This window comes from Chryseobacterium carnipullorum (genome assembly GCF_003815695.1).
GTDB lineage: Bacteria > Bacteroidota > Bacteroidia > Flavobacteriales > Weeksellaceae > Chryseobacterium > Chryseobacterium carnipullorum.
On record NZ_CP033920.1, the window covers coordinates 1,071,943 to 1,084,431 of the forward strand.

The following is a 12,489-nucleotide window of genomic DNA, read 5'->3' on the forward strand; positions in this document are numbered from 1 at the left end:
TTATTTTTTATTAATCTATTGTACCGGTTTGCTTCCCATTACAAATTTCAGTTCTCCTCCATTCATAATATCACTGTGGTTAATTTCCCAGCTTTTGAATTCTTTTCCATTCAGGAACATTTTCTGAACGTAGATATTTTTATCAGAAATCTTATCGGCAATTACCGTGAAGGTTTTTCCATTCTCCAGTTTTAAGGCTACTTTCGGAAACTGTGGTGCACCAATGGCATATACAGGTTTTCCGGGAGTCACCGGATAGAATCCTAATGACGAGAAAATATACCATGCAGACATCTGACCGCAGTCTTCATTATTGACAATGCCGTCCGGCTTTGCTGCGTACATATTATCGCGGATGAATTTGACCATTTTTTGCGTTTTATAAGGAACCCCTGCATAATTGTACAGGTAAGGGACATGGTGCCCCGGTTCGTCACCGAATCCAAGAGAACCGATGAATCCTGAAATATCCACGTGTTGCTCACCGATCATCTTAAGTTCTTGGGTAAAGGTTTTATCCAGTTTTTCTTCAAATCCTTTTTTCCCTCCATAAAGATCCATCATTTCATCGATCTTATGGGGAACAAAGAAATCATACGCCCAAATGTTTCCTGAAACCCAGTGCGGCTGAAGTTTTTTCCAGTCGTTCAAAGTAAAATCCGGTAAGAATTCTCCATTTTTCTGTTTTGGCCAAAAGTGATTATTTTCTTTGTTAAACGTATTAAGGAAGCTCAGGGAACGTTTTTTATACACTTCTGCTTCGTCTTTTTTACCTAATTTTTCGGCAAGCTGCTGAATGCACCAGTCGTCATACGCATATTCCAGCGTTGCGGAAACTGAGGCTCCGTTTTCTGATGGAGTGTAGCCTAATTTAATATAATCATTCAGGCCTCCGCCACCATCGCTGCTGCTCATTTTGTCCGTTAAAGAAGCATCTTTCATCGCCGCAAATGCTTTCTCCTGATCGATTCCCGGCACCCCTTTTGAAATAGCGTCCCAGATAACCGATACACTGTGATAGCCGAGCATACAGAAGTTGTCATAACCACACAATTCCCAGATCGGCATATGGTCTTTACGGTCGGTGTATCTGCTGATCAGAGAGTTGGCAAATTCTTTGGTATGTTTCTGATCCATAATGGTCAGCAATGGATGGGTTGCCCTGAAGCCGTCCCAATAGGAATAGGTACTGTAGTTGGTAAACCATTTGGTATTCATATTTTCCTGAGCAGCTACATAATCTCCGTTGGTATCCATATAAAGATTAGGCGCAATGAAAGTATGATATACTCCTGTGTAAAAGATTTTTCTCTGGTCATCCGTACCGCCGGTCACCTGGAATCTGTTGATGAGATCTCTCCAGGTGTTCTGAGCTGTTTCTTTAGCCTTTGCAAAATTCACATTCTTAGCTTCGGCATCAAAGTTTTCCTGAGCACCTTCTGTACTTACGGGAGATAAGGAAACTTTTACTTCAATGCTTTCATTCTCCTCCGTTGAAAATCTCACGTAAGCTTTGGCATCTTTTGCAAGAGCTATTTTTTCGTTCTCTTTTATTTTTCCTTCGGAATAAGTTCCATAGGATTTAAAAGGTTTTGAAAATTCCATCACGAAATAAGCAAAACGTTTTCCGCCCCAGCCGTTGCTGTAGCAGTATCCTTTAATTTTATTGTTTCCTTCTATGCTTACAAGGGTATGGTAAATATTCCCGAAGATTTTATTGGTAGGATCAATGATGACATTGGATTCTTCACTCTTTGGGAAGGTATATTTATGGAAACCTACTCTCGGAGAAGCAGTCAGCTCGGCTTTGATTCCGTAGCTGTCCAACATCACGGAATAATAGCCCGGTGAAGCGGTTTCCTTTTCATGACTGAATGTCGAACGGTAGCCACTTTCCGGCTTGTCTTCCGAACCCGGAAGCATCTTTATTTTCCCAACGGTTGGCATCACTAAAATATCTCCCAAATCTGCCCAGCCCGTTCCGCTGAGATGATTATGACTGAATCCCATGATGGTTTTACTGCTGTAATGATACCCGGAACACCAATCCCAATCGCCACTTTTGGTATTCTGATCCGGACTGAGCTGGATCATCCCAAAAGGGGTAGTCGCTCCGGGAAACGTATGGCCGTGCCCTCCTGTTCCTATGAAAGGATCTACCCAGGAAAGAACATCATTCTTCCTTTGCTGGGCATTTCCAGCATGAGAAAACAGGATCAGTGATAAAATTATAAGCAGTTCTTTTTTCATAATCATAATAGGGAAATCTTAAAAATTTCTCAAGATAAGGGTTTATTCAACAATATAAAAACCATAACAATGATTTCAACAAGCAGGAAAATAAAGTTAACCAGCATATTCGTCAGATTTTAATCCATTTAAAGCGAATTCTTTTTCATAAAGTCAATGATTTCAGAAATATATCCAAATGCAATGGCCACAACAGTATCCGCTGCCCCATAATAGACAGTTACCTTATCTCCTTCTGAAAGAGCAGCACACGGGAACACCACATTGGGAATATCTCCCGTAAGCTCATACAATTCTGCCGGAGCCAGTAAATAAGGTTTCGTTCTGTACAGTACTTTTGACGGATCTTCAAGATCCAGCAGCGATGCTCCCATTGAGTAACGGAATCCTCTGCAGGTATTGATCACCCCGTGATAGAAAAGCAGCCATCCTTCATCCGTTTTAATCGGAACAGGTCCTGCTCCTATCTTTGTGCACTGCCACGCACTGTCTTCAAACGGTGCTACTTTCATTACGCACCGGTGCTCGCCCCAATATTTCATATCCGGACTGTAGCTGATGTAGATATCTCCGAAAGGCGTATGTCCGTTATCACTCGGTCTGCTCAGCATGGCATATTTACCGTCTATCTTTTCAGGGAAAAGAACTCCGTTTCTGTTGAAAGGAAGGAATGCATTTTCGCACTGAAAGAATTCTTTAAAATCAAATGTATAGGCAATTCCGATGGTTGGGCCATGATATCCATTGCACCAGGTGATCCAGTACCGGTCTTCTATAAAGGCAACCCGAGGGTCGTATTTATAATCGGATTCTATCATTTCAGTATTTCCAGATTTCATGTCAATAGGATCGTGATTGATCTCCCAATTGATTCCATCCTTACTGAAGCCTGCAAAAATATTCATCTGCACGGCTTTGTTGTCGCAACGGAAAACTCCTGCGAACCCTTCTTCAAAAGGAACCACCGCACTGTTAAAAATGCTGTTGGACGTAGGGATTGCATATCTGTTGATGATCGGATTTGCAGAGTAACGCCACATGATATCACGGCTGTCTTCCGGACGATCCTGCCAAGGGATCTTTGCTGGTTGAAATGTCATAAAGTATTTTTACTTTTTTATTTAATATGTTTAATAAATGATTTAGTGTTCCTTTAATTTTTCAGGATAGGAGAACGGAACAAAGAGGGTTACAATAAAAGCAGGAATCGTCGCAACGAGTACCCAGATAAAGAACATTTTATATCCTATCCAATCGCTGATCATCCCACTGAACATTCCGGGAATCATGACTCCAAGATTCATAATACCGGTGGCAAAAGCATAATGAGCCGTTTTATGTTCACCCGGTGCGATCTGCTGCATGATGTAGAGCATCAACCCTACAAAACCGAATCCGTAGCCAAAGTATTCTACCACAACGGCAACGCCTACAGGAAGCAACTCGGTTGGCTGGAAATAAGCCAGCAATGCATAGACTACAAATGGAATATTAAAGGCCGAACACAGCCAGATCAAAGATCTTTTCAGTCCTCTGCCCGCAATGAAATAACCCGCCAATACAGATCCTAAAATAAATGCTGCTGAACCATACGTTCCGTAAATAAGTCCAATCTCTGATGTAGACAATCCCAATCCGCCTGACGTTCTCGGAGCTTTGAAAAATAGAGGCGCAATTTTTATTGCAAATCCTTCTGCAAAACGGTAAAGGATAATGAACAATACGGCCCACATAATATTTTTCTTTTTGAAGAAAGAAGTAATTACTTCCAGTAGCTCTTTACGGATATTCCCTGCCTTTTTGGTTGCTTTTTCCTGTTTATTTTCTTTCGGCAGAATCGCATAATGATACATCGCTAAAGCTAAAAACAGAAGGCCATAAATTCCCATGATGATCATCCAGGCATTAACAACCCCTTTTGTTTTTTCCAGAACTCCGGCGAAATAAACAAGAACTCCACTGCTGATAATTTTGGCCAGATTATAAAAAGCGCCCTGCCACCCGATATATTTTGCCTGTTCTTTGTTTGTTAAAAAATTAATATAGGTACCATCTGCTGCAATATCATGCGTGGCGCCACAAAATGCAACCACTGCGAATAAGGCAATGCTGTATTTGAAAAAATCCGGCAAAGGCAGCGTCAGTGCGATTAATGCAAATAAAATTCCTATAGCAAACTGAGTGGCCACTACAAAGAATTTTTTTGTTTTGTAGATCTCCAGAAAAGGGCTCCAGAGAGGCTTCAATGTCCAGGAAAACATAATGAGCGCTGTCCAGAATGTGATCTTAGAGTCTGAAACGCCCATGTCCTTGTACATAATCCCGGAGACCGCATTAATGGTCACAAAGGGGATTCCCATTGCAAAATACAATGTAGAGATCCAGAGGATTGGTTTTACCGAACGGGTTTCAGAGCTGTTGTTTTCCATATTCAATTTAAAATAGATAAAGAAAAGAGGGCCTCTCAAAAGTGGTATTCCGGATTGAAACGAAACTAAAATTGAAGAATTCTGAAACAAGTGTTTTAAGAAAATTCTCCTTCCGGAATGAAAAAAACAAATTAAATCTAACCTTTGAGACGGCCTCTATATCCTGATCATTGATCTGCTTAAAATTATTACTTTTTATCCCACCATAGTTTGGTGGCTCCGTTGTCAGGACCGCCTAACTGCTGAACGGCCTGTGCGTAATTAAAAGTTGAATTTTTGGTGTCATTTGTAAACGGAACTCTTCTGATCATCTGATCTGTATTAATTAATCCGCCACTATCATTTTTTCTGACTTTGAATAAAACCGGATATCCTGTTCTTCTCTGTTCTGTCCATGCTTCAGGACCATCCGGATAAAGAGCCAGCCATTTTTGCGTGATAATTCTTTCCAGTTTCTTTTCGTTAGAATCGCCGTTGTTCCAGGCAATTGTAATTGTACTTAATTGTGAATCCCCGGCAAGTACATTATTATCTGAATTCTTAGGATCAATATAAGGAGCTTCTGTAGAAACACCATCCGTAAGATAAGCAGCTACGTCAGCACTTTTACCCCATTCCCCAAAAGATTGGCTGACACCCGCCTGATAATTGGCTTGTATATCACCTGCACCCGAATAACCTCTCAAGGCAGCTTCAGCTTTTAAAAACCAGGTTTCAGCAGCAGTAAACAATTTGAACTTTCCGTTTACACCGGAAAAATAATCACCGCTGGCAGCTCTTGCTGCCGGTTGAGAATAGCCACCATAGGTAGGTTGTCCGTTGATTAAATTAATACCCTGACGTATTCCTATATACTGAGGTTTGCCATTGATATAGGTTGCCGGATCAGTTGCCGGATTGGCATACGCAGGAAGTCTTGGATCTTTGAATCCATTCATATAAGCCATAATGGGTGCCCCTATAGAACAGTCACCCCACGAATAGATAATAAAACTTAATTCGTGTTGCCCAACATTGATTAAAGCATTGTCCGCATTATCAGATATTAATCCTGCGGATGAGGCCAGAGCTTCTTCAGCATACTGTTTTGATTTTGCGGGATCAGCATAACTCATACGCAAAGCAAACCTCAGCTTAAGAGAGTTGGCCAACTTGGCCCATTTGGCTATATCTCCGCCATAAATCAAATCTGATTTTTTCACCACACTTTTATCTTCCACATTCTGCGTTGCTGAAGTATTTTGTACTTTTTGTAAATCAGAAATGGCAACGGTAAGATCGTTAACAAACTTATTGTAAGCGTCCTGCTGAGAATCGAAATCTGTGATCCCGTTTGCATTAGGCGTATCATATTTGCTGTATACTACGGGTCCGAGGCGATCTGAAACTCTTGATGCTGTAAGAATTTTCAATATTTTTTTAACTGCAAAAGTTGCTGTGAAATCTATTCCCGGATAATTGTTTTTTGCGGCATTATCAATGATGATAGAATTATTAAAAGTATCCTGCTGTCTCGCAATGATTCTATTGTTCCAGCCATCCATCATTAAGTAAGTGAGATTATTTGTTCCTCCATTAAATTGTGATGCTGTACTAAACATTCCGCTATACATATCTGCATTAAGATTGGTTGCTAACTGATAATCTGCCTGAAAACCTCTTTGTATGGATTTCATGGGATCTACAATTGCTTTAAAATCTGCATAAAAATTTTCCGGACTACCGACTTTTTCCTGATTAAACTCTTCAAAATCTCCGGTGCAACTGGAGGCAGAAAAAAACACTGCTACTCCAATTTTATAAGTTTTAAAATTAATTATTTTCATTTCAGTATGGTATATTTAGAAGTTAGCTTTTAATGATAATCCGATAGATCTGGTAATTGGTATCCCAAAAGAATCCACTCCTACACCACCAGGTGTGTTTCCTGAAACCTGCTCAGGATCAAACGGTGCTTTTTTATAAAAGAAAAACAGATTTGTTCCCACTATACTTACAGTTGTGTTTCTCAGGTAGCTGGAGTTAATATCAAAAGTATAGGCTATAGATGCCTGGCGCAGTCTTACAGTGGTTGCACTGTATATATAAGCTTCATCAATTCCTGCTCCTTCCTGGTTCGCTCCTACAGCTTTATAATAAACTTTAGCATCGGTTAGTCCGGTATATGCTGCTCCTGCATTCGGAGTTCCCGGTGCATATACAGCATTCGGGATAGCTACTCCGCCTGCATCTCTGGCTGACGCACTCGTCTGGCTTACCCCAAGCATATCATTTGCTTTTTCTGTAAGAGACAGCACTTTACCCCCAAATTTCCCATCAACAAGAAAAGAAATCCCCAATTTTCCAATATTAAACGTGTTGCCCAACCCTAACATAAATTTAGGATTCGGATTCCCTAAATAGCCGATGTTTTTCTCTGCCAAAGGTTTTCCATCAGCATCAACCAGAATTCTCCCCTGGTCATCTCTCAGGAATTTGATCCCATAGATATCGCCGAAAGATCCGCCCACTTTAAGTTTCGTATAAGCACCTCCACCAGTAAGTGCAAGAGGTAGATTTTCCGGAACTTTTAACCTGTCTGGAAATAATTCCACAATTTTGTTTTTGTTGGTAGACCCATTCAAATTAGCCGTCCAGCCGAATTTTCCTGAATCAAATATTTTATAGGACAGAGAAGATTCAAAACCTGTATTTTGTATTTTTCCAGCGTTTACATAATAGGAACCGGATGGCAAACCTCCTAAATTAGAGGAGATCGTAACTGGCAGAAGCTGGTTGGTAGCTTTTGAATTGTAATAGGTAATATCAAAATTCAATCGGTTTTTAAACAATCTTAATTCAGTCCCCACTTCAAAAGTCTTATTGAGCTCCGGTTTTACAAACAATTCACTAAAAGCAGGATCTGTCACGAGTGAATATTTAGGATATAAAATTTGACCAGCATCCACAATATATCCGTAAGCAGTATTATATGGAGTTGTTGCAGTTGTCAAATTGGCGGGTAGTCCCAATCCTACGGTAGCATAAGATCCTCTGATTTTCCAAAAATTAATAGTTTCAGGCAGTTTAAAGATGGAGGATAATACAGCATTAACCCCTACAGATTCATAATCGTATCCATTAGTTCCTGTAAAAGCCAATGTAGAATCCCAATCATTTCTAAAGGTCATATCTACATAAAACATATTTTTATACCCCAAAGATGCACTTGCAAAAACAGACTGTATTTGTTTTTTAGTACTGTAATTTATATGATGGAACCCATCTCCTACGCTCCTGTCTACATTCCATTGAAGGTTACTGACTGTAAATAAATTCGGAGCTGACAAGTAGGCATTATCAATTTCTGTAATTGTATTTCTTGAGGTATTGATACTTCCACCAACTGTAAAATCCAGTGAAATATCTTCGCTCAGTTTCGGACTTCCTACCAATAAGACATCCCCATAAGTAGAAGAGTTTTCATATTTGTTTTGAAGAAGCCTTCCATTAATTCCGCTACTCGTTATAAGATTTGGATCTGAATAGGCTGAGACTCCTCTTTGGCTATCCGTCACATTCCAGCTATAATTCCCTCTTACCCTTGCAGATAACCAAGGATTAATCTGATAGGCAAGAGATAAAGCGCTATACGTATTTTTGTTATTAACCGTAACTTTATTTCTGTTTAATATCCAATAAGGGTTTTGCGTTGCAGGATTTCCGTTGAATTTTCCATCTGGTCCTATCGCCCACCAGTTTTGAGCAGGTAACAATCTCGTTTTGTCGATATAAGAATAGTTACTATTATTATACTGATCAAAATCTACTCCTCTTGGCAACCAATATAAACTGACTAAAGGCGAAAAAGAAACGCCAGGAGTCTGTCTGTTGACACTGTTCTGTAACGAGCCAATAAAATTAGCATCCAACGTTAACTTATCATTCAGATATTTGCTGGAATTTCTAAAAGAAACATTGTATTGATCAAAATAAGAAGAAGGTACAATCCCTTTATTTGTAGTATTTCCTATAGAGAAATAATTTGTTGATTTTTCTGTTCCTGACTGGAAAGAAAGGCTATTAACCCATGTCGTTCCATTTTGCAGGAAATCTTTCAGATGATCCTTAGAAGCGCCTTTTGCCCCCCAGCTTTCATTGGAAATACCCGGCGTTTGGCCAGACACTGCAGGATCATAAGAAAGATAGCTATGTTGCAGCTTGGGAAGACTATATGCCTGATCTACCGTCAGACTGGTATTGTAAGTGATAGAGCTTTTCCCTAATTTTCCTTTTTTAGTTGTAATCAGTATAACCCCATTACCTCCCATAGAGCCATAAAGAGCAGAAGCAGAAGCCCCTTTTAAGAAGTTCATGCTTTCAATATCATCTGGATTGATGGAGCTTAAAACGTCTCCTGCATCAGGCATTGTAGAATACTGGCTGGCCTCGGGAGCTTTGCCAACCCCGTTTATAATAGGTATACCGTCTATTACATATAGCGGCTGACTGCTGTTGGCTGATTTATTCCCTCTCATTAAAACCCTCACCGAACTTCCCACCCCGTTAGTTCTATTGATCTGTACGTTGGAAACTTTTCCACTGATAGAATTTAAAAAATTGGGAGTTTTCACTGCTGTAAGTTCGTCTCCACCGATCTGCTGGCTTGAATACGTTAAAGAACGGGCCTGCCTTTTTATTCCTAAAGAGGTTACAACCACCTCTTCGATTTTGGTTGTATTAGCAGTATCTGCCTTTTTAGTTTCCTGTGCGTAAGCAGACAAAGAAAAAACTAATAAAACCGGTATAACAGTTTTTCTCATAAGGTTTAGTTTTATTAAGATTTATTTAAGAATCAATTCCATCACTTTAAATATTATTTACCATATAAAATAAGATGAATCTTCTTCTTTCTTCAACATTATGTTCCATATGCATTAAATAATTAAAGTTTTGTTAAGATTTAATTCATATTAGCAAATCTAAATTTTGTTCACAGCCTGATATAATGCTATTTTATCATAAAACGATATTATTTTTTCAGGTCTTTTTTAGATACCTGATTTACCCTCTGATTTGCAGCATAGTACATCCATTTCAAACTTTTGTTTTTTGCATGATCTACCTGCTGTTTTTTTAACACTTTTTGACTAAAAAGCATCTGTCCCCCATCAAAAAAAGATCCGGATAGAGGTATCCGGATCTTGGGTATATACAATGTATTTCGTTAATTTAAAATAGGTTACTCAATTTTTTTCACCCCCTTAAAAAGTTCTTTAAATTCAGTAGGAGTTGTTTTTTTAATAGATTTAAAAACTTTATTGAAATTGGCTATATTATTAAATCCAGCCTCAAAAGCGGTCTCAAAAACGGTCAGATTTTTCTCCATTAACCACCGTGCAGCATAGCTGATTCTGATTTCATTCAGATAATTCACAAAAGTTTTACCGGTTCTTTTTTTTATAAATCTGTTGAAGGTGACACTGCTCATATTGATCAGCGAAGCAGCATCATGGAGTGTTATTTTATTTTCAAAATTCTTATGGACAAAGTCATGAACAATCTTCATCCTGTCATTATCAGCGAAGGTTTCAAGTTCTATACTATAGGATGACAATACGGTTTTATCTTCTGCAATGGCCAATTCATTGAGAATTTTCATGATCTCGATAAAAGATTCAAAGCTGTTCATTTTTGATAAATTGAGAAAGGATTCTTTCACTTTTTCAGCGGTTTCCTGCGAAAATAAAATTCCCCGAATTGAGTCTTTCATGAGGTTGCTGATCGGTTTCAGAATATTTTTATCCATCATAGACTGATTAAAAAAATCCTGATTGAACTGTACTGTGATCTCATGGGTCTTGCGGTTTTTGCACTTGTGGTTGGCCCAGCAGTGTGGTAAATTGGGACCTACCAGTACCAGTTCGATGTCGCCTATCTCTCCTGTATGGTCACCGATCATACGCCGGTATCCCTTTCCTTTGATGATAAAATTGATCTCGATCTCCGGATGATAATGATAAGGGAAATCAAAGGATGCTTTTATCCTGTCAAATACAAGAAAACTGTCCTCAGGAGATAACGGGGTGATTTCTCTCAAAATATTTTCTAGCTTGCTCATTTAATCTTTGAAGAAGTTAAAGTTATCATTCAATACAGTACTTTTTACAAAATTGATAAAAAACTAATCAACTAATATATAATTTTTATTTTTTCTCTGTTTTTAATTAAAAAATTGAAACAAAAATTCAACATCGCCCCTATAATGGATAATAGAAACCTTATGAATCCTCTAAAATAATGCGTATAAAAACAGGTTTCATTTATTAATACTCGTAAAACCTTCTTTTTTGTATCTTTAGACTAAAGTAATTGTATGCAGAAGCAGCTTATTTTTGAAGATCACTATAAAAAACTTGGCCTTGAAATATTCTCCGAAGACAATTTGGGGATCATCAACGGAAATCAATTCAGATATGACATTAAAATTCTTTTCATTCCGGAAGGCTATGCACTTACCGTAGATTTTAATCATTATAAAATCTCAAAACCCTCCCTGTTCTTTCTTACCAGCCAGCACCTGAAGATAGAAATAGGAAAAGAGAAAGCTACACTGCTCTATTATAACCGTGATTTCTACTGTATTCAGATTCATGATAAAGAAGTAGCATGCGACGGACTTCTTTTTCACAATGTATTTGAAATTCCTTTTGTAGAGCTTAATGATACAGAAAGTTCTGACATTAAAAATTTATTTCAACATATAAAAAATGAACTAGAATGGAAAGATTCTTCTGCTGAGGAAATGATCAGAACCTATGTAAAACAGATCATCATCCGGGCTACCAGAAACTGGAAAAAGCAGCATCTTAATAATGACACCATCAAAATTCCCGGCAGCGAGCTGGATGTTTTCAGGGACTTCAGCAGGTATCTGGAAATTCATTTCAGAGAGAAGCACAATGTGGCAGATTATGCAGAGCTTCTCCATATCGCTCCGAAAACATTAACGCATAAATTTAAAAACCTAAATATAGACTCCCCGAATCAGTTGATTATCAACAGAATTTTACTGGAAGCGAAAAGGCTTCTTTTCTACACCGATAAACCCGTTAAAGAAATTGCCTACGATCTTGGCTATGAAGATCCTGCCTATTTCAACCGGCTTTTCACCAACAAAACAGGAAACACACCATCAAATTTTAAGAAAAACTACTCATCGGGAAAAAAGTACAACATTTAAGTCTTTTTATCTATTGAATCAGGCTTACATCCACCCTATCTTTGTATTATCAAAATCAATATATTAAAACAACAAAAAGCAAACATTATGAAACGTAACGCAACAGCCGTTTGGAACGGTAACATCAAAGAAGGTAACGGACATCTAACGACCCAAAGTACAACTTTAAACGAAACTCAGTATTCTTTCAACAGCCGTTTTGCTGACGGGGTGGGAACGAACCCTGAAGAATTGCTTGCCGCAGCCCACGCAGGATGTTTTACCATGAAGCTAAGTGCAGAACTTTCTCAGGCAGGTTTTACACCTGAAGAGCTAAAAACAACTTCTGTGATTACTCTTGATCCAAGCCTTGGAAAGATCACAAAATCTGAACTGACTTTAACGGCAAAAGTTCCGGGACTTTCAGAAGAAGATTTTCAAAAATATGCTAAAATAGCTGAAGAAGGTTGCCCGGTAAGTGCAGCTTTCAATTTTGAGATTACTTTGAATGCTACTCTAGCTCAATAATATTCAAACTCATTTTTTCGAAACCATTAAGGCTTTTTAAGGAATGAAGGAAAGTTAAGAAAATATCAAATGATATTTTGA

Annotated in this window: 8 protein-coding genes; 2 read left to right on the plus strand and 6 right to left on the minus strand. The window is 38.5% G+C overall.

Going from position 1 to position 12,489, the window contains the following annotated elements; genetic code table 11:
• Positions 1 to 15 precede the first annotated feature (15 nt).
• The 6 genes from EG346_RS05000 to EG346_RS05025 all read right to left on the minus strand — a co-directional run bounded on the left by EG346_RS05000 (position 16) and on the right by EG346_RS05025 (position 10,779).
• A complete protein-coding gene (locus tag EG346_RS05000) occupies positions 16 to 2,250 on the minus strand; it encodes a GH92 family glycosyl hydrolase (protein WP_123877179.1) in 2,235 nt (744 codons plus the stop codon).
• Positions 2,251 to 2,378: 128 nt separating this feature from the next.
• Positions 2,379 to 3,350 (minus strand): glycoside hydrolase family 130 protein, encoded by a 972-nt coding sequence (locus tag EG346_RS05005; RefSeq protein ID WP_123877180.1) that lies wholly within the window; start codon positions 3,348 to 3,350, stop codon positions 2,379 to 2,381.
• Between the two features lie 42 nt (positions 3,351 to 3,392).
• A complete protein-coding gene (locus tag EG346_RS05010) occupies positions 3,393 to 4,679 on the minus strand; it encodes an MFS transporter (RefSeq protein ID WP_123877181.1) in 1,287 nt (428 codons plus the stop codon).
• Between the two features lie 188 nt (positions 4,680 to 4,867).
• Complete coding sequence (locus tag EG346_RS05015; protein ID WP_123877182.1) at positions 4,868 to 6,505, minus strand: SusD/RagB family nutrient-binding outer membrane lipoprotein; 1,638 nt, start codon at positions 6,503 to 6,505, stop codon at positions 4,868 to 4,870.
• A 15-nt stretch (positions 6,506 to 6,520) separates the two neighbouring features.
• Positions 6,521 to 9,481, minus strand: a complete 2,961-nt coding sequence (locus EG346_RS05020; RefSeq protein ID WP_123877183.1) for a SusC/RagA family TonB-linked outer membrane protein — start codon at positions 9,479 to 9,481, stop codon at positions 6,521 to 6,523.
• Between the two features lie 419 nt (positions 9,482 to 9,900).
• Complete coding sequence (locus EG346_RS05025) at positions 9,901 to 10,779, minus strand: AraC family transcriptional regulator (RefSeq protein WP_073330611.1); 879 nt, start codon at positions 10,777 to 10,779, stop codon at positions 9,901 to 9,903.
• Between the two features lie 255 nt (positions 10,780 to 11,034).
• On the opposite strand from EG346_RS05025, the gene EG346_RS05030 reads away from it, so the two are divergent.
• Together EG346_RS05030 and EG346_RS05035 are read left to right on the plus strand one after the other, a co-directional pair.
• Positions 11,035 to 11,901 carry a helix-turn-helix domain-containing protein gene (locus tag EG346_RS05030; RefSeq protein WP_073330614.1) on the plus strand — a complete coding sequence of 289 codons (867 nt, stop codon included), beginning with the start codon at positions 11,035 to 11,037 and terminating at the stop codon, positions 11,899 to 11,901.
• A gap of 87 nt (positions 11,902 to 11,988) precedes the next feature.
• The gene (locus EG346_RS05035; protein ID WP_073330617.1) at positions 11,989 to 12,408 is read left to right on the plus strand and encodes an OsmC family protein; all 420 of its coding nucleotides are present in this window, start codon (positions 11,989 to 11,991) and stop codon (positions 12,406 to 12,408) included.
• The last annotated feature ends 81 nt before the right edge of the window (positions 12,409 to 12,489 follow it).